18 protein-coding genes and 1 pseudogene are annotated in these 17488 nt (G+C 51.2%); 3 read left to right on the forward strand and 16 right to left on the reverse strand.

The window, feature by feature from the left end:
- Positions 1-30 precede the first annotated feature (30 nt).
- Both CIG75_RS17795 and CIG75_RS17800 read right to left on the reverse strand, forming a co-directional pair.
- On the reverse strand, positions 31-1305 hold the full coding sequence (locus CIG75_RS17795) for a ribonuclease H-like domain-containing protein (RefSeq protein WP_094237869.1): 1275 nt from the start codon (positions 1303-1305) through the stop codon (positions 31-33).
- 73 nt (positions 1306-1378) lie between these two features.
- Entirely contained in the window at positions 1379-1759 is a 381-nt protein-coding gene (locus CIG75_RS17800; protein WP_094237870.1) for a DUF309 domain-containing protein, read from the reverse strand.
- Between the two features lie 62 nt (positions 1760-1821).
- On the opposite strand from CIG75_RS17800, the gene CIG75_RS17805 reads away from it, so the two are divergent.
- The gene (locus tag CIG75_RS17805; protein ID WP_094237871.1) at positions 1822-2091 is read left to right on the forward strand and encodes a hypothetical protein; all 270 of its coding nucleotides are present in this window, start codon (positions 1822-1824) and stop codon (positions 2089-2091) included.
- Between the two features lie 267 nt (positions 2092-2358).
- On the opposite strand, the gene CIG75_RS17810 is transcribed toward CIG75_RS17805, so the two are convergent.
- From CIG75_RS17810 to CIG75_RS17855, 8 genes and pseudogenes are all read right to left on the reverse strand, one after another.
- Positions 2359-2769, reverse strand: a complete 411-nt coding sequence (locus tag CIG75_RS17810) for a VOC family protein (RefSeq protein WP_094237872.1) — start codon at positions 2767-2769, stop codon at positions 2359-2361.
- A 39-nt stretch (positions 2770-2808) separates the two neighbouring features.
- A complete protein-coding gene (locus CIG75_RS17815; RefSeq protein WP_094237873.1) occupies positions 2809-3921 on the reverse strand; it encodes a threonine aldolase family protein in 1113 nt (370 codons plus the stop codon).
- Between the two features lie 86 nt (positions 3922-4007).
- Entirely contained in the window at positions 4008-4235 is a 228-nt protein-coding gene (locus tag CIG75_RS17820) for a hypothetical protein (RefSeq protein WP_094237874.1), read from the reverse strand.
- Positions 4236-4527: 292 nt separating this feature from the next.
- Positions 4528-5679, reverse strand: coding sequence for a hypothetical protein (locus CIG75_RS17825; protein ID WP_094237875.1), 1152 nt, complete (start codon positions 5677-5679; stop codon positions 4528-4530).
- Positions 5680-5732: 53 nt separating this feature from the next.
- Complete coding sequence (locus tag CIG75_RS17830; RefSeq protein ID WP_094237876.1) at positions 5733-6623, reverse strand: C39 family peptidase; 891 nt, start codon at positions 6621-6623, stop codon at positions 5733-5735.
- Between the two features lie 912 nt (positions 6624-7535).
- Positions 7536-8462, reverse strand: a pseudogene (locus CIG75_RS17840) (IS3 family transposase); the annotation flags it as partial.
- The gene (locus CIG75_RS21320) at positions 8417-8671 is read right to left on the reverse strand and encodes a helix-turn-helix domain-containing protein (protein WP_265415075.1); all 255 of its coding nucleotides are present in this window, start codon (positions 8669-8671) and stop codon (positions 8417-8419) included. The pseudogene CIG75_RS17840 and the gene CIG75_RS21320, both read right to left, overlap by 46 nt.
- A 458-nt stretch (positions 8672-9129) precedes the next feature.
- Entirely contained in the window at positions 9130-9723 is a 594-nt protein-coding gene (locus CIG75_RS17855; RefSeq protein WP_094237879.1) for a hypothetical protein, read from the reverse strand.
- Between the two features lie 304 nt (positions 9724-10027).
- Here CIG75_RS17855 and CIG75_RS17860 point away from each other — a divergent pair, with 304 nt between their 5' ends.
- Complete coding sequence (locus CIG75_RS17860) at positions 10028-10303, forward strand: hypothetical protein (RefSeq protein WP_094237880.1); 276 nt, start codon at positions 10028-10030, stop codon at positions 10301-10303.
- A 52-nt stretch (positions 10304-10355) separates the two neighbouring features.
- On the opposite strand, the gene CIG75_RS17865 is transcribed toward CIG75_RS17860, so the two are convergent.
- Both CIG75_RS17865 and CIG75_RS17870 read right to left on the reverse strand, forming a co-directional pair.
- Entirely contained in the window at positions 10356-12611 is a 2256-nt protein-coding gene (locus CIG75_RS17865) for a DEAD/DEAH box helicase (protein ID WP_227874277.1), read from the reverse strand.
- 182 nt (positions 12612-12793) lie between these two features.
- Complete coding sequence (locus tag CIG75_RS17870; RefSeq protein WP_094237881.1) at positions 12794-13972, reverse strand: MFS transporter; 1179 nt, start codon at positions 13970-13972, stop codon at positions 12794-12796.
- Positions 13973-14036: 64 nt separating this feature from the next.
- Between CIG75_RS17870 and CIG75_RS17875 the strand changes: the two genes are divergently transcribed.
- Positions 14037-14510, forward strand: a complete 474-nt coding sequence (locus CIG75_RS17875) for a Fur family transcriptional regulator (RefSeq protein WP_094237882.1) — start codon at positions 14037-14039, stop codon at positions 14508-14510.
- A gap of 4 nt (positions 14511-14514) precedes the next feature.
- Here the strand turns inward: CIG75_RS17875 and CIG75_RS17880 are convergent, their stop codons facing one another.
- From CIG75_RS17880 to liaF, 4 genes are read right to left on the reverse strand one after another with little or no spacing between them, the layout of a single operon-like run.
- Entirely contained in the window at positions 14515-14883 is a 369-nt protein-coding gene (locus CIG75_RS17880; RefSeq protein ID WP_094237883.1) for a sirohydrochlorin chelatase, read from the reverse strand.
- Between the two features lie 33 nt (positions 14884-14916).
- Positions 14917-15582, reverse strand: a complete 666-nt coding sequence (locus CIG75_RS17885) for a response regulator (protein WP_094237884.1) — start codon at positions 15580-15582, stop codon at positions 14917-14919.
- 16 nt (positions 15583-15598) lie between these two features.
- Positions 15599-16678 (reverse strand): HAMP domain-containing sensor histidine kinase, encoded by a 1080-nt coding sequence (locus CIG75_RS17890; RefSeq protein ID WP_227874445.1) that lies wholly within the window; start codon positions 16676-16678, stop codon positions 15599-15601.
- Positions 16662-17417: a cell wall-active antibiotics response protein LiaF gene (liaF, locus tag CIG75_RS17895; RefSeq protein WP_094237886.1), complete on the reverse strand. Its 756-nt coding sequence runs from the start codon at positions 17415-17417 to the stop codon at positions 16662-16664. The genes CIG75_RS17890 and liaF overlap by 17 nt, the downstream gene beginning before the upstream one ends.
- Positions 17418-17488 lie beyond the last annotated feature (71 nt).

Consider the following 17488-nt stretch of genomic DNA (forward strand, 5'->3'; position numbering starts at 1 on the left):
ACAAAGTGCCTCCTCACTCTACAATCCCAATTACCCTTCCAACTTCCCACGGCACTTGCGGAGCAATCGTTCTCGCCGATAGCTCAGCTCGTGCAACTCATGTTCGAGCCTGTGTGAGCGCAGTACGGTGCTTCTTGTTTGTACAATCTCGATCGTCTCCACCGTCAGCGACAACGCACGGCTGTAATCACGCGCCTTGTGCTCATAATATTTAGCCAGTTCAATCCTTGGCGCCGTCTTCCACATGCCCCCGCTGCTTAGCAGATCGTGCCATAGCAAGACCGCCTTTTCGAACTGTCCGCGTCGTTTGTAAAACAAGGACAGCTTCCAAAGCGCTTCACAGGCATAATCCAGCTCTTCCATCTCCGACACTTTGACGAGGCATGCTTCACTGGAGTCGCTTTTTTCCCACTCGTCATACCAGCGGGAAAGCCCAAATAGCTCCTCCGGGTGTGTCGCCACGTGCAGGGGCTGCTCGACCAGCAGTCCGATGTGCGCAGCAAGCGTGGCCAACGTCAAAATATCGTGTACATGATGCGTAAAGATCCCCACCAGCGGACGAGCATCGCCGTCCGTCTGATACGCAAAATAAAGTTCCGGTGCCATCTTGCCCGGCGTGTCATCTTGGCGCGCGAACCCGAGCACTTCCTGTTCCAACGTGATCAGCTTGCAGTTCTTGAGCACCTTTTTCCACAGCCGTCTGGCCGGAGGTAGCAGATCGAGGTGCAAGACAGGCTGTAGCTCCATCCGGGCCAGCGTAAAGCGGGTCTCGAGCAACTTCCAGTCAAAGCCCTTGCCATTAAACGACACCATGACTTCAAAGCGGCCGAGCAGTTCGGACAGCGCGTACAGCACAGCCCGCTCTTCCGCATAGTTGCGCAAAAAATACTGCCGCACGACAAATTCGTCATCCTCATAGAAGCCGACCCCGAACAAAAAGATAAAGTTCCCAGCGCCCGAACCGAGCCCGGTCGTCTCCGTATCAAAAAAACAGACCTTCCCCCAATCGAGAGGGCCGTCTTGAATTTTGCAAACTCCATACAGCACCGATAGCGGCAGGTGGCGGGTGCGAGCGAGCGGATAATGACCGTGTGCGGACAGAACATCAAAGCGCACATCACGGTAGTAGCACGGGCCAAACGGCGTGTCCTGTTCGACGCCTGGCAGCGCCCGTTCCAGCGCAGTATCCGGCAGTTCCCCAGTTACAGACTCCGCTTCGCTGACCATTTCCTCCAGTCGAATCTCCGCGTCCCCAAGCGCCATGTCCTTCTTATAGCTCTTCAGTCGATCCCGCAGGCTTCGCATCCCAATCCTCCTTTCCGATTTTTAACGAAATTTGTCGAAAAACAATTCGACACGAACATCTATCCACCTTTTATTAAATAATTTCCACAATTCCCAGTGTTAGATACACAATTCCAATTTCGTGAAACGTTCCGGCGGGAATGTACGCCTCTGGTGGCAGTTGATGCAATTGGTCGGTCAATTCACGGCGCAACTTTGCCATGTCGATCCCTTGGTACACGTCGGGGAGTTCTTCCAACACCGGATAACAATAGCTGTATAGCTTGCGAAACCCGTTCATATAGCCTTGGTTGAGCTTGTACTGCGCGGTGGCCACCTGCACCAGCGCTTTGTAGAACCCCTTCAAAGGCTCCTCCGATTCTGCCTTCCACGCCGCTTCAAATATTTCATGGCACTCATAAAAATCCCGCTCTTCGTTGAAGAGCGTCACAAACTTCTGTGTGATCTCGTTCATGAGTTCGCCTCCTCTTGTCCATACTGACAGGTATCGAAACTATTTTGCTGAGGTGGTCCTCCATGCCGCTCGAGATCGTTCACGACTTTCTGCGCGAAAATGAGAACGGAATCGTTTTGACTCTCTACCTTTCCCGCAACAACCAGCAGGTCGAGTTTGCCGAAGAGCTCGGCCGCATGGAAAATCCGGTCGATGACCGCTACTTATACGCGTACATCAGACGAAACTACCCCAACACCCCGATCAATCACGTTCAGATCGTATCCTGGGATCATCAGGTGCGGACGTTGTCCTACATGAGCATTCTAGCCGATGTGAAGCCCAAGCCATAATCGGCCGACGTGAACGTCTCGCGGACGACACTCCTCCTCCATGTCCCAACCGAAATGTCTCGACCGAAATGTCTCGACCGACAAAAGCGGTGGCGATGGCCTGATCACGCTAAACACCCTACTTGTTTTGATTTACATTTTAAAAGCCGGGCAGTTTTCATTCTAACAAACAATCGCGACCGATGGAATCGAAGTTACAAAAAAAGAGGTCAAACGGCACGGGCCGCTGACCTCTTTTTTGTCTTTTTGTATGCGATGCGATCAAAATTACTCTTGCGGTTGTTTCGGCTCGGTGGTGATCATCCACGGAATCCCATATTTATCGACGACGATCCCGAACAAAGCACCCCAAAATGCCGGAATCAACGGCTGTGTGACTTGGCCGCCTTCTCCCAGTTTCGCAAACGCGTCATGCGCTTCTTCCTCAGTTGCAAACTCAAGATTGATATGAATCGCGTTCCCTGGTTGCAGCGGCTCGTGCGAGTGGTCAGACATCAAGAAGGTCACGCCTGCAGCCGTCATGTTCAAGTGTAACACTTTGTCCTTGAGTTCTTCCGGCGCATCGCCATGGTCTCCATAGGTCATCACCGAATGGATTTCGCCGCCGAGCGCGTTTGTATAAAATTCTGCCTGTGCTCGAGCATCCCCCGAGCTGATGTATGTGGTGAGCTTTGCCATTTTACAACATCCTTCCTTGTTATGATTGTTGAATTGGGCTTACGGATGAGTCTGTTGCGACTTGCTGGCGCTGAGGTACTCATCGAGCAACTGAAACGCCGCTTGCAACTTCGCTTTCGGAATCGCCGCATAGCGGTCACCAACACTGACTTCATAATAACAGGTCGTCTCACTGGTTGCCCTGAGATACGGGGTGAACCCGATGCCTGTCGCTTCATAAATCGACACGAGGAGCGGCTCAACCACCGCTTTGGGAGCATCGATGTGCACATGGAACATGTTGGAGACAGGAGTGGTCGGCCTCGTTGCCACACCCTGACAGCGATTGTAATACGCTGCAAGTTCCTTCGCGTCTGCATAATATTGTTCCATCTTGTGCACGCGTTGGTCAAAGTAATAGTCTGCTGTGAGCAGATACGGATACAGACTGATCAAATTTCCACCATAGCGGCTTTTCCAGACTTTCGATTCCTGCGTAAACTCCGCAGTCCCCGCCAGTATGGCCCCGGCAATCCCGCCGATGCCTTTATAAAACGAAACGTAGACACTGTCAAAGAGCGCACAGACTTCAGCCGCCGACTTTTGGTAGTAGGGCAGAATCTCAAAAAGTCGGGCCCCATCTAGATGCAGTTTGATCCCCTTTTCACGGCAATATGCGGAGATCGCTTCCAGCTCCGCATATTCGGGCAATTGTCCGCCGATCTCACGCTGCGGTAATTCCAGCAGCAAGCAAGCAAAATCGCCCTGTACCTGCAGAACATCTTCCAGTCGAATCAAGCGGTCCGAATCGGCCAACAAAACCGTTTCGATCCCGTGCAGTTCTTTAATTCCGTCCGCTTCGTGAATCTCCAGATGGCTCAGCGGATGATAGGCCACGCGTTTCAGCCCTTTTTGATCACACCAGATCCGCAATGCGATCTGTTGGGCCATCGTCCCGCTGGGGAAAAAGACGGCCGATTCTTTTCCTAAATATTTGGCTATTTTCGCTTGAAAGTCCTCGATGAGCGAGCCTGTCCCATAGATGTCGCTCTCGACGCTTCCGTCGATCGCTTCTAGGGCACGTTTCAGTACCTGAACGCTTTTTTTATCGTGGCCGCCTACTGGATAGTCGGTTTGCTGAAAGGATTCAGCCAGTCTGCTGATCTCGGCCATCTTTCATTAACCCCTTTCTGTCTGAGCTCGCTGTTGTCTGAATCAAATGATAGCTTAATTTTACCATTTCATCTGCGAAACAGCACCTAGCGATTCAAAGATGCGGCCCGCAATACGCTGACCGCCTCGTGCCGACAAACGAACGCTTTGCCACCGATCCAAAACAGTTCCAAGCCGGACGACCGGAAGAGATCGCACAGCGATCGGTAGCTTTGCCCAACTTCTTTCGCGAGATCGACAATCCGCGTCAGGCCATCGCTAGCCAGCCCTTTGAGCCTTGCATAGAACGATTTCAACACTTCTTCATGTACCATCTGTCATCCCTCCAGACCGTTTTTTGTCCTTTGGTATACAGTATGTCCGCCTCTATCATTTTTAGACCTAAGAATGATAGAAAATAGGATGTAATTTTCTGTGTATTTATGGTGAATAGGGCACGATTATGGAGGGAGGTTTCTGAGGAACCCGAATCTAGCCTGTAGCCGCTCACGCTCATTTACGGTTGCATACTCACCGTCAATATCGTGATTCTTGGAGGTACTTGGAATCCCCATCCACAAAAAAAGCGCTATGAGCCTTCTGGAGGCCATGCGCTTTTTCTGGAAATTAGATTTTTGACAGATCGACGAGAAACATCTTGCCCAGACCTACTTTTGTTTCCAGATGAAGATTTTCTATCTGCACTGACCAAAAGAGGTATCGATTATTGGAAAATATCGTCTGTGGCGGTCTATCATCTAGAGTGATCACTTTCTCTCGTGTTCGATCGTAAACTTGAGCTTTAGTGGTTGACACCCAGGTTACAAATTTCTCGCTCATCGTGATCCATTGAAGCGAGTCCATTCGATTGACACCCGAAAATATTTCTCGCTGTTTTCCGTGATCAACTAGGCGAACATGCCACAGATCATCTTGAAAGTTACTCCACGCATATGAAGCTACCCCGTCGGAATCAAAGTATGCCGGCTTTTCGCCTTTCGTGAGCTGTTGATTATGACCCTCTCGATTCCAAAAAAGTTCGGGATCTCCACTTTGTGGGTCTCGACCCACCCACATCGTGTAGTCCTTTTTTACTCGCGGATTGCCAGCTGGTGCTGCGATTTCAGTCACTTTACCCGATTCTGCAGATACTTTTAAGACTTTCACATTATGACCTCTTTCAGTCATGGGTCCAAATGAAGGGCTAAAGACAAAATCGCTTCTTTCAAGATCTGGCAACCAATACAGTCCCGGAAATCCCATTCCTTCTTTATCCCGATTTGACTTGTACACGATCCGATCACTTTGGGTTTTCCTATCGTAAATATGCATATTCCAGTTCACAAAAGTCTGGTCCAGCGCTTCGCTCCACACCACGTAATTTTCGTTTATGTCAGCTCCAGCACATTGTGCGTCTTTTGAGCTTAATGTTGCAATGAACTCATAGTCGCCAGTTTTCGAGTCTAGCAAAATCATTTCAGGAAGTTTACCAAGCTGACCAGGTACACTGCCGATAAATGTTCCAGTCATATCAATCGAAAGCGGAATCCATGCCCGATTGTCTGGCAATATGTTGGTAAACGTACGAACTGCCTCTTGATTCCAACCCGTTTCTTCCAGTATTGATGTGGATGCAGGCAAATCGGTGATTGTAACTGTCTGAGTGATAGGGGGGTCGACAGTTAGATTTTCCTCTGGACTACATCCCGTAATTAGCAAGAGTCCTACTAACATAGATAGCCACACTTGACTCGAGTTAAGAGCACGGCGATCACCCATTCCTCACACCTCCATTTAAAAGATGAAAGGCGGCAAAACCGCCCTCCATCTATTTACCATATGATACCTCGCTCGTTTACCAATGTAGACCATTTGGAAACAGGTAGCTCGCTATACTTTGGAATGGCCGATGTGTCAAATGAAAGGCCCGCAGCGCCTGCAGCCGAATCAGCATACCACGCGGTATCCCCATTTTGGTTGTAGCCAAAAACCGCAACCCAATGTTGGAGGGTGATGCCCAAAGGATGACCCGTTAACCTTGTTGTATTACCCGAGTATTCAATCACGTTTGCGACGACCGGATACCCTTTATCAATGGTGTAGACGACTGAGCTCTTGAACTGCGCTGCGCTTGGACTTGCATATGCTGCGTAGTTATTCGCACTATTCATGTAGTAGTCCAGTGTATCTGCTACGGGATAAAAGTACGTACCCGCCACTGTGCCTTTCGACCAAGGAGTTCCAGTAGAAGATGTTGCATACAGTGATGGAACAACACTATCCTGTGTCTGTTGCTTGCCAGTGGAAGTACCGTAGGATTTCAGGATCTCAACTACAGAAGCCGGTCCGCAGTACCAGTTCCTTTCTTGTGGGATTTGGCTCAAAGAAAGTAATTTGGAATAAAGTGCATCAGGTTCGACTTTGCCATTTCCGGCTGATGAAAGTCTCAGTTCTTCAGGTGAATCCGTTAGCTCCCCTCCCCATTTAGCTTTGAACTTTCTATACTCGTTTTCAACAGCTTCCGCCGATGTAATACCGCCTCTGACCTCTTGGTGCATCTTGGCCAATTTCATTTTCTCACGATTCTTTTCGTCATTCTTGTCACTCGATTTGACAAGCGGCATACCCTTTGAGTCGTTGGTGAGGCCATTTGCGCTTGCTTGACTGACAAGCATTACTGGAAGTACCATCATGACTAAGCTTACTGTGACTAGTTTTTTCATTTGGAAAACCCTCCTCAAAGTTGTTGGTCATGCATGACACATATACAATTCTAGATTAATTACACAAATCCTGTTTTATATAATTTATTATTTATTTTGTTATCAATACGGAAATGTTATATAATTTGTTATGATTGTTAGTTGGTGTTCTTATTCCTACTATGTAGCCGCTCACACTCATTTACGGTTGCATACTCACCTTCAATGTCGTGCGCGGCTACAGTTTGTTTACAAACACTAGCCTCCCTCAGACTTCAAGTTCAAGAATATGATCTGGCCATTGAATATTCTTCGAATTCTCTCTGACTTTTTGGTAAAATAGTAATAATAAAGGACCAAGTTAATTCTTTGCAAACTGGTATCGAATCCTATTAGGGGAATGAATAAGCAGAATGAGGTGTGCCATGAAAAGAATCCTAGCAATGGTATTATGCGTTAGCGCACTTGTAGTGGGGGTGTCATTCACACACGCATCTCCCAGTTTGAAAGAAGCGTACATCGATACTGGTGAACCACATATTCTTAAATTGCTGAATTATTGATAGCACCCATTTGAGGTGCTTTTTTGTTTCCCCTGAATTCACCATTTCATTTGGAAACGATTTGGGATAGGCTCAATTCCCGCTCAGACCTTCACTGTTACCATGATTTCATACACGAAAGGGGTGTTGCGATGCACCACGACGATATCCTGAAAACGTATGACTCCGATACTGGTAAAACGTATGTTCTTCAGCCAAGCAAACAGACTACAGAAGCGGACATCACAGATATTCATAACTTGATTGCACAACTTCTCGTAGATGACTATATGGATACTCATACATACAACATATCCGGAAAGCAGAAAGACCACAGCCTAATGAACATATCCCTGTCAAGTAGACAGCGGGTAAAAAGCCACCCTATGAATTAGGCACAGACCTGAGTTCGGTATTCTACTGGGCTCAGGTCATTTAATTTCCGTTGTATTCTTTGCTGGTTGTAAAATCGAATGTAGCTAGCCACAGCGTTCATCACCTCTGCCTTGGTGCGAAACTTGTTGAGATACATGAGTTCCGACTTCAGATGACCAAAGAAGTTCTCTACGCAGGCATTATCCAAGCAGTTTCCTTTTCTGGACATACTCTGCGCTATGTTGTATGTTTGAAGCAACTTGTTATATTGGTGAGATGTGTACTGGAACCCCTGATCACTGTGAAGAAGGGTGTCGGTCACATCTCTTTTTTTATTGGCGAGCTTGACGGTATCAAGAACCAGTTTAAGATCGTTCCGCTCTCCGATGCGGTAGGCGACAATTTCGTTGTTAAACATGTCGTAGATGACCGACAGAAATAGCCTCTGTCCATTGAAAAGCAGGTAGGTGATATCTGTCGCCCATTTTTCATTTGGCCGCGAGGCCTTAAAGTTTCGGTTCAATGAGTTTGGTGCTGTATAATTCTCTGATTTCTTGCCAAACCAGCGTTTCTTCTTCCTTGCAACGCACTGGATACCTAGTTCTTTCATAAGCCGGTACACACGTTTGTGATTGATCTTGAGATTGTGTTTTCGACGTAGCCAAGCACGAACACGATAGTAACCGTAGGTTCCTCGGACTGCTTTATGACATTGCAAAATAAGTTTTTTGAGCTGCCGCTCCTCCTTTTGTTTGGATGTAATCATTTGTCGACGTTGAACCCATTTGTAATACCCACTCCGTGATACTCCTGCGGTTTCACACAACAGTGACGTTGAATAGCTACCAGTAAGATCTTGGATGACTTGGTAGCACTGACGAATCTTCGCTTTACCTCTCACCTCCTTTGCAAAAGCAACAGCTTTTTTAAAAAGTCGTTCTCCGCTCTCAACTTTTGCACTTCTTGTTCGAGCGTAAGCTTTTTCGTTCTCGGACGACCAGTGAACGGTGTTCTCGTCTTTCCTCTGCGCTCCTCTAAGCCCTCCGCCCCAAGCGTTTTGTAGTTTTTGACCCACTTCCTTACCATGCTGTGGTCGGGGATCTGCAGCTCACTTGCGACCGATTTATAACCCATTCCTTTTTCCAAATACATCTTTACCGCAATGAACTTGAATTCTCGTGAATACGTTTTTCGTTTCCGCGCTGTCTTTTCCAAAAGAAAATCCCCCTTGTGTAGTAACAGTAAGGGGGCTTGCTTCCTACTGTCTACACAAAAGGGATTATCTCATAAGCGGTTGTGGTCTTTTTGCTGAAATGTAACCCCAAAATCTAGATCCATGATAAATACTCGCTCATAGTCATTTTATTCTTTTCCATCGCCCTAATCCAAATCCCACTAGAAAGCAGATTAAAGCTAACACGGTGATCATGTGCGATGATCGGACGTTCAAACCGTTACTTATAAAATAATTATTTATCACATTCTCCACGAGAAAAGTGCCTATTGCCAGTCCAATGATTGGAAGAAATTTATAGATCGCTTTCATCAACTTCTACTCCCCTAACGACTAATTATTGGCGCATAGATGGGCTTCTCTTGCTGATCTAACCTCACAGATTTTTGGTCCTTATTGCATAAGTGATAGGAAGACCCTCTCCGTGCATATGCGGGATTACTTCTACAAAGTACGTCCTGCCTTTTGTAAGATACTGAGCAAAGATCAGTTCATTTTCTGAAGGGCTATTCAAGTCAAACATCAATTGTGTGGGGCCCTCAGAATCGGTCAGATGAATCATGACAGATTGCCCAAAAGGGATATTGATTACCTCAAATTTTACATGACCACTTGCAGTGGGTATGATTTTATACCAGTCTTTTTTTCGATAACTCGAGATAGACCCTTGTATAGCAGGTCCGCCAATCATAAGACTTTCCGCTACCTCAATAGGATCATCTTCCTCACGTGGTTGTGTGTGTCGTCCATCGTAATGGATTCCTCTTTCTTCTAATTCCTTGAGAAATTGTTCGTAGCCCGCTTGTATGGTTGCCTGTACATCCTCCTCGTCATGACCCTCAATCCCGAGAACTATCTCCCATTGGTCAATATGAATTCGAATCGCTTCAGCAAGCGCATCTAAAGAGGTCATACCTTTATGTTCCATATAGGATTTCATGTCTTCCTCAATTTCTTCAAAAATAAACATCGCACACCTCCCTGTATAAATATGGGTTCTCGCTCAAGTGAAGGATGTCCTTTTTATGGTTGGCCGCATTGGACTCAAACCTGCGAGCTTCCGTTTTTGAGTTGCCACACTATCGCTGAATTCTTCGCCCGTGAAATAGCCTCGATGCAACAGAAAGCCCCCTGCCATGAACTACATGATCTGCAAGCGCACTATCCATTGTTTTTTCCGTTTCTTGTTTTTCCACTTCATGTCTTTAGTGTCGCATCTCCACTCGTTCCGAATATAGATAAAAGAGAACCTCGTTCCAGGAGAGTGGGATGTTATGCGGCAATCATCGGGAAGTTACCTGCTGTACGTTTTGCTTTACACTGTGTTTTGGAACGCGCTGGCTGTGATCGCCTATCGCCTCTTGGTACTTGACGGGGTGCTACCCGTGTCGGACGGACTGTATTTTTTCATGGCCGGGCTTTTATTCATCGTCTGCGGTGCCGTCCGCGCCTTATCGCCGTATACAAAGATGAGACGAACTCGTTGCCCGATCGTCGGTTCCTTTTACGTCAGCGGCATTCTGCTCATCCTGTTCGCCAACCTCGCCTAGCAAAAAACTCTCCCCATCACAGCTGCGTGACAGGAAGAGTTTTTTGTTGTGCCTATAGCACCGCCTGCAGAAAACGGCGCGTCGTCGCTTTGCCTTTGTCGCCGACGATCTCGACGGGACCGACGCAGGAGGGACAGCCCTGCTCACAGGTGCAGCCCTCCAGCATGTCGAGCGCCGTGCGGATTACTTCGCGGCGCACTTGATAGAATTTGTCGGACAACCCGATGCCGCCCGGATAGGAATCATACAAAAAGACGGTCGGCGCCTTGGTGTGCAGCGCCCGCACCTGCGGCTGGACGTGCAGGTCGCCCGGTGCGCACATCAGATACAACGGCGCGACGCCTTTTAACAGGTTGGCCGTGCCAACCAGACCGCCTTCGATCTCCTCTTTGCGCAAATCCTTGGTCAACGGCTCGTCAAACGCCAGCCAGTACGACATCGTATGCAGTTCCGCTTCCGGGAGGTGAATCTTGCCCCAGCCCAGATTTTCATGCGTGTCGAACTTGATCTTTTTAAAGATCGTCGGCATCGCGTTGACCATCACTTCGCCATAGCCATGACGAACTTCCGCTTCCGGCTGCTCGCGAAACTCATCCAAGACGCGCAGATTGACGGCGAGCTCCGCGTCGGTGTAATAGTCAGAATCGACCTTGCGCACAAATGCCTTGCCATACTCCAGATCGAGCTTCTCCACTTGGAACTGCACGCCTTCGTGGATATAGATCGCCTTTTCATGAAGCGTAGTCAAGGCAGAAAAGCGGTCCGTCTCCCCAATGACGCGGTTCTGCTCGGTCATGTCGATGATCAGCACGTTTTCCTGTGCGGCCGAGCGCAGCGAAATGTCATGGCTTGGCATCGCATCATTCATCCAATAGTAGCGCTGATCGGACGCCTTGTTCAGCACGCGCTCCTCCACCAGATAATCGAGAATTTCTGGTGTCGTCGCCACGCCGAACTGTTCGTCTGGCTCAAATGGCAGTTCAAACGCCGCGCATTTCAAATGATCGACCAAGATGATCAGATTCTCAGGATGCACCCAAGCATGTTCTGGTGAGCCTTCGAAAAAATACTCCGGGTGCTGGACGATATACTGGTCGAGCGGCGCGGAGGAGGCGACCAGCACCGTCACCGACTTGCCATGACGGCGTCCGGCGCGGCCCGCCTGTTGCCAGACTGACGCGATCGTGCCCGGATAGCCCGTGATCACGCACGCCTCCAAGGAGCCGATGTCGATCCCGAGTTCCAGCGCATTGGTCGAGACCACGCCCCGCACATCGCCATTGCGCAGTCCGCGCTCAATCTCGCGCCGCTCAGTGGGCAGATAGCCGCCGCGATACCCGCGCACCGCTTTGCTTGGCACGATGCCTGCGGTCGATTCTTTCAAGTAGGTCAACATCACCTCGACCTGCGTCCGCGCTTTGGTGAAGACGATCGTCTGCACCTCGCGCTTGAGCAGTTGTGACGCGATCTTGCGTGATTCCAACAGCGAGCTTCTGCGGATGCCAAGCTGCTGATTGACCACTGGCGGGTTGTAGAAAATGAAGTGCTTTTCCCCGCGCGGCGCACCCGATCGGTCGATCAGATGAAACGATTCGCCAAACAGTTCGACCGCCAGTTCGCGCGGATTGGCAATGGTGGCCGAACAGCAGATAAATTGTGGATTAGAACCATAAAATTTGCAGATGCGCTTCAAGCGGCGGATGACGTTGGCCACATGGGAACCGAATACGCCGCGATACATGTGAATTTCGTCGATGACCACATACTTGAGATTTTCAAACAGCTTGACCCACTTCGTATGGTGCGGCAAGATCCCCGAGTGCAACATGTCCGGGTTGGTCACCACGATATGTCCGGCTTGGCGAATCGCCTGCCTTGCCGTGACCGGAGTGTCGCCGTCATAGGTAAAAGTCTTGATCTCCTGTTCCAAATGTTCGACCATCTCGTGCAATTCTTTCATCTGGTCTTGCGAAAGCGCTTTGGTCGGAAACAGATAGAGCGCCCGCGCCTCCGGGTCCTGTAACAGATGGTCGAGCACCGGCAGATTGTAGCACAGCGTCTTGCCTGACGCAGTCGGCGTGACCACCACGATGTTCTGACCCGCTTTCACCTGTGAAAATGCTTCCGCCTGATGCGAATACAGCCTGCGGATGCCCTTTTTGACCAAGCCCTCACCGATCCGCGCATTCATCGAGGCTGGAAAGTCGGCATATACCGCTTCCTGGCCAGGATAGACGCGCCACTGGGTGACATTTTGGCTAAAAGACGGGGTGCGCTTCCACTCATCGAGAAGCAAATCTATCGTCAACTCTCATCATCCCTTCAAGAGAACAGATGTTCCATAACAGGAGTAAGATTCGGCAAACAGCGCGCAAAACCCTTTTGGTAAGTAATGAATTCTGATCAAGATCGTGGTGTTCTCCATCGCCGCTCAGAACTTGCCGCTCACCGTCTGTGCACCGATCTCCATGCGAAACAAAAGGCACCGGATCAAGTCCGATGCCTTTTGTTGACGAAATAGAGCACGACCAGCACCGCGACGCCGACCCACGAGACGATGCCAAGCAGTTTGTAGGTGACGAAAATGTCGAACCTGTCGGCGAGCATGCCGCCGACCATCGTCCACGTCATCGCGCCCAACCCGTGCCCGACCGCCGAGTAGATGCCAAGGGCAGTTACCTGAATCTCCTGTGGCGCCACCTGACGTATAAACTGTGCCGCAGCGGGCAGGTAGAGCCCGACCGAAATCCCCTGTACGAACAACAGCCACATCACCAGCGTCACTGACGGTTCTGTGCCGTAGAAGACCCAGCGCAACGAGGAGACAAGTGCTGCGATGATCAGCACCGGAATCATCCCATACTTGCGGATCAGCATCCCGGCCGCGCGCATCACGGGAGCTTCACTTCCCGCCGCGATCAGAAAGGACAGGCCCACTCCGGCCACCGTACCGCCGATCGCCGTGAAGAAAAAGCCGTACAGCACGTTGTTCGCCTGAATCACGCCAAACACCAAAAACGTGGACAGCATCAAGAGCAGGTAGCGCGGAATGAAAAACAACTTCTTCAGCCCATGCAGCATGTTTCCGGAAAACGGTGCGGCCTCCTGCGGCAATCCCCGCGTCAAGAACACACACACGATCATCGCGCCCACATATAGATAGAAGATCGACGACAGATCGGTCGCCTCCGCGATGATGCCCGCTCCCCACGAGGCCACCGCAAATCCGATCGCGCCCCACAGCCGCAGCGACCCGTAGTCACGGCCATTCTTCTGGGTGTAAGACAGCGAGATCGAATCGAGGATCGGCACCCCAGAGGAATGAAAGAGCGCCATGCCCGCAAAGAAGATCAGATACAGCAGATACGTATCGGCAAACGAATAGATCAGACCGATGGTCGCCGCGCCCAGCAACGTGCCGATCAGCACTTTGCGTTGGGCGTTGTAGCGGTCGCAGATCATCCCCCAGATCGGTTGGAAGATCACGGTGACGACCGGACCGACCGCCATGATCGACGACGCTTGTTGCTTGCTGAGCCCTTTTCCTTCCAAGAATAAAGGCAACATGGTATAAAGGGCGCCAAACGCGATAAAAAAGAAGAAATAATAGCTTCCGAGCAGCCTCATCTTGCTGCCGATGGTCCCAAACGACCTCAGCTGTTGTTCCACCAGAATCTAACACCCTTTCTGTTGTGCTATAATAGAATGAAGTTGGGAAAGGAGTGTCCCTACCATGTCACAAAAAGACCATCCGCAGGCTCACGATCATGAGCATAACCACAGCCACGCCGATGCCAAGGACAAATTTTTGGAGCGCTTGAAAGAACAGGGCTTCAAATTGACTGGCAAACGTCAGATGATCGTAGACACCTTGCTTGAAGAAGACCGCTATATTTCGGCCAAAGAACTTTTGGAGCGGATGCAGAAAGTCTTTCCGCGTCTCTCCTTCGATACGGTCTACCGCAACCTGCATTTGTTAAAAGTAGAAGGGATCATCGAAGAGTCCACCTTTGGGGATGGCGGTAGCAAATACCGCATCACCTGCGACACCAACCAACACCACCATCACTACATCTGCACCGTCTGTGGCAAAACGGAACTGGTCGAAGGCTGCCCGATGGACCTGCTCGGCATCACCGCGCCCCGCGGGTTTCAGATCGAATCGCACCGCTTCGAAATTTTCGGTCAGTGCGGCGAGTGCCACTAAGACGTTACACCCGCTCCGCTCGTGCAACTGCCTCGAGCATCGCTTCGATCAACTCGGGTGCACCACCGAGCGGATTGGTTTCATACAACAACAGATCGGTACCACCAAGCGCTTCTCGCACGATGCGAAGCGCTTTTTTGCATAAATAACCATCCGTTAAAAAATACGGCACTACCAAAAGGTCTGTCAAGCCTTGGGCTAAACAGACCTTGACCGCCGCTTGGAGCGAGGGTTCTGTATATTCAAGGTAGCCGATTTCCACCGTTGGTATCCCCGTCGCCGCCCGCAAAAATCGGGCCAACTGCTCCACATCCGCTTCTGCTCCTGGCACGATGCTGCCGTGGGCAACGAGTAAAATTCCTGTTGTGGTCATCTTGGCTGCCTTCCTCTGTCCCTCCCGTCCATCTTACTCCTTTTTCTCGTCCGCTTCCAGCAATCCATTTTTCAGCGCGTAGATCGCCGCTTGGGTGCGATCCTCGACGCCAAGTTTAGCGAGAATGTTGCTGACGTGCGTCTTCACCGTCTTGATCCCGATGAACAGCTGCTCGCCGATCGCTTGATTGGTCAGACCTTGTGCCAACAGGCGCAGCACGTCCTGTTCGCGTTCGGTCAGCGCGTCGAGCCAGCCTAGCTCCTGTTCTTTCGGCTTTTGCAGTGCGGCCAGCATCTTGGCTGCCACCACCGGTTCGAGCACCGTATCGCCCGCGCAGACTTTGCGGATCGATCGCACAAGCTCATCGCCGAGCACCGTTTTCAACAGGTACCCGGACGCGCCCGCTTCCAGCGCGGGGAGCACTTTATCATCTTGCACAAACGAAGTCAGCACCAGCACCTTCGTCTGCGGACGGGCCTTTAACACGGCGCGGGTCGCCGCCACGCCATCCATGCCCGGCATCAGCAGGTCCATCAGCACGAGGTCGGGCTGCAAGCGCTCAACCAGTTCCACCGCCGCCTCACCCGTATTGGCCTCCCCGACCACTTCGATGTCCGCCTCGGTCAACAGATAGGTGCGGATGCCTTGCCGTACCATGTCATGGTCATCGACCAAGACAATTCGAATGTGAGAACTCATGCGTTCATCCCTCCTCTCAGGTCAAGCATTGTACGGTCACGCGCACTTCGGTCCCCATATCGGGCGATGATCGCACTTCACAGCGCCCGCCGATCTCCTCGACGCGTTCGCGGATGCTGTGCAGTCCGTACGAGCCGTTGCGAACCGCTTGCGGGTCAAATCCCACCCCGTCATCGCGCACGATCAACACGACCACATCCCCTTCGGTAAACAGTCGCACTTGCAACAGCTTGGCCTTGGCATGGCGAATCACGTTGGACACCGCCTCCTGCACGACGCGAAACAGATGGGACTCCATGCCGTCAGACAGACGGCTCCCCCGCTCCACATCGAGATCATAGGAGATCGCATGGCGCGGGCAGACATCGTGCAAAAAGCGTTCCAGCGCTTCCACCAGCTGTCTGCCTTCCAGTTCCACCGGGCGCAGATGCAACAGCAAGGCGCGCATCTCCGCCTGTGCTTTGGCGGCCATCTCCTCCGTCTGGGCCACCAATGGACGGGCGCGTTCGACATCGAGCTCGATCAGCTTGCTGGCCGCGCCAGCCGTCATGCCCAGCGCAAACAACTGCTGCGACACCGAATCATGCAACTCCCGCGACAAACGGGCTCGCTCCTCCAGCGCCGCCGCTCCGACCGCCTGTTGATAGAGCTGCTCATTGGTCTCGACCAGCCGCTCCAACGCGCTCTTTTGCTGCTCCAAGCGCTCTGCCATGCGGTTGAGCGCAGCGGCCAACTCTTCCATCTCATCGTCCGCTTCCTGCACGGCGACGCGGTGGCCGAGTCGACCGTTGGCCCAGAGGAGCGTCGCTTCATGAAACGTCCGCATCCGACGGCGAAAGGTTCTCGACTCTTGAAAGCCGGAGTAACCACCGACCAGCACGATCGAAAGCAGTGCCGAGACCACCAACACCCCGGCCAGTCCGTTCGTCCAGATGTGCGCCGGAACGAGCGGATTTTCCATCACCACATTCCACACCAGAACGCCTAAGAGCACCAGCCCGCTGAAAACAGCAAGAGCCGCTGCCGAGGTTCGCACAAATGCGAACAACATCGACCAGCGGATACTGCGAAACGTCGCTTCACGCTCGTTTGACATCGAGATCACCGATATTCACTTCTGCGAACATCCGCACCTTGCGTTCCGCTTCCTCATAGCCTGGGCTCTGGAAGAACAGCACGCCGCCAGTGTTCGACTGATCAAACAGGCGCATCGAGCCGATCTTGACACGCGCTTCGACCATCACGGCCAATCCTTCGGGAAACACGACATCGACGTCGCCCATCTTGCATTCCACCTCAAGCAGTGTCTCGCCCAGCGGAATCACCGTCTCGGTGAGATCGATGCGGACCGCGCCGACTTTCTGCTCGATGAACGTATCTTTCAACTGCCAGTCCGTACCGCCGACGTATAGGTCGCCAATCTTGCATTTGATCCTCGTCACGTTGCCGCCGCTCTCATGCGACCAGCTTCCATCGCGCCCGAAGCCATCGCGGATGATCGACACCTTGCCGATCGGACGGCGTCCAAACAGCAGCGTCACACCGAACAGGATCAACACGCCGGGCACAATCCACGTCGAGAACGGCGCAATTCCCACTTTATCGAGCAGGAACAGCACACCGATCATAATGGCTACCAGCGGCGAAAACGATATTTTCTTCTGGCGTCTGTTCCAACCGTTGAACAGACCTGACACGCCAGCCCAGATCAGAAACAGCGGCCAAAACGTCGCGAATGACTCACCGATCGTGTCCACGCCAAACCATCCAAAGTTCGGTACCACAAAAATAAAACCGATGATCACCAAAATAAACCCAAACAGTCGATTGCCCATCTTGCTCGTCTCCCCTCATATCGTAAGAAAAGTATAGGCTAGCGAAAGACTGACTTCCATCCTTATGTCAC

Origin of the sequence: Tumebacillus algifaecis (assembly GCF_002243515.1) — a bacterium.
GTDB classification, from domain to species: Bacteria; Bacillota; Bacilli; order Tumebacillales; family Tumebacillaceae; genus Tumebacillus_A; species Tumebacillus_A algifaecis.

Coding starts and splice junctions, on each gene's coding strand:
- CIG75_RS17795 (WP_094237869.1), bottom strand. CDS start 1,305: ATGCGAAGCCTGCGGGATCGACTGAAGAGCTATAAGAAGGACATGGCG.
- CIG75_RS17800 (WP_094237870.1), bottom strand. CDS start 1,759: ATGAACGAGATCACACAGAAGTTTGTGACGCTCTTCAACGAAGAGCGG.
- CIG75_RS17805 (WP_094237871.1), top strand. CDS start 1,822: ATGCCGCTCGAGATCGTTCACGACTTTCTGCGCGAAAATGAGAACGGA.
- CIG75_RS17810 (WP_094237872.1), bottom strand. CDS start 2,769: ATGGCAAAGCTCACCACATACATCAGCTCGGGGGATGCTCGAGCACAG.
- CIG75_RS17815 (WP_094237873.1), bottom strand. CDS start 3,921: ATGGCCGAGATCAGCAGACTGGCTGAATCCTTTCAGCAAACCGACTAT.
- CIG75_RS17820 (WP_094237874.1), bottom strand. CDS start 4,235: ATGGTACATGAAGAAGTGTTGAAATCGTTCTATGCAAGGCTCAAAGGG.
- CIG75_RS17825 (WP_094237875.1), bottom strand. CDS start 5,679: ATGGGTGATCGCCGTGCTCTTAACTCGAGTCAAGTGTGGCTATCTATG.
- CIG75_RS17830 (WP_094237876.1), bottom strand. CDS start 6,623: ATGAAAAAACTAGTCACAGTAAGCTTAGTCATGATGGTACTTCCAGTA.
- CIG75_RS21320 (WP_265415075.1), bottom strand. CDS start 8,671: ATGTATTTGGAAAAAGGAATGGGTTATAAATCGGTCGCAAGTGAGCTG.
- CIG75_RS17855 (WP_094237879.1), bottom strand. CDS start 9,723: ATGTTTATTTTTGAAGAAATTGAGGAAGACATGAAATCCTATATGGAA.
- CIG75_RS17860 (WP_094237880.1), top strand. CDS start 10,028: ATGCGGCAATCATCGGGAAGTTACCTGCTGTACGTTTTGCTTTACACT.
- CIG75_RS17875 (WP_094237882.1), top strand. CDS start 14,037: ATGTCACAAAAAGACCATCCGCAGGCTCACGATCATGAGCATAACCAC.
- CIG75_RS17880 (WP_094237883.1), bottom strand. CDS start 14,883: ATGACCACAACAGGAATTTTACTCGTTGCCCACGGCAGCATCGTGCCA.
- CIG75_RS17885 (WP_094237884.1), bottom strand. CDS start 15,582: ATGAGTTCTCACATTCGAATTGTCTTGGTCGATGACCATGACATGGTA.
- CIG75_RS17890 (WP_227874445.1), bottom strand. CDS start 16,678: ATGTCAAACGAGCGTGAAGCGACGTTTCGCAGTATCCGCTGGTCGATG.
- liaF (WP_094237886.1), bottom strand. CDS start 17,417: ATGGGCAATCGACTGTTTGGGTTTATTTTGGTGATCATCGGTTTTATT.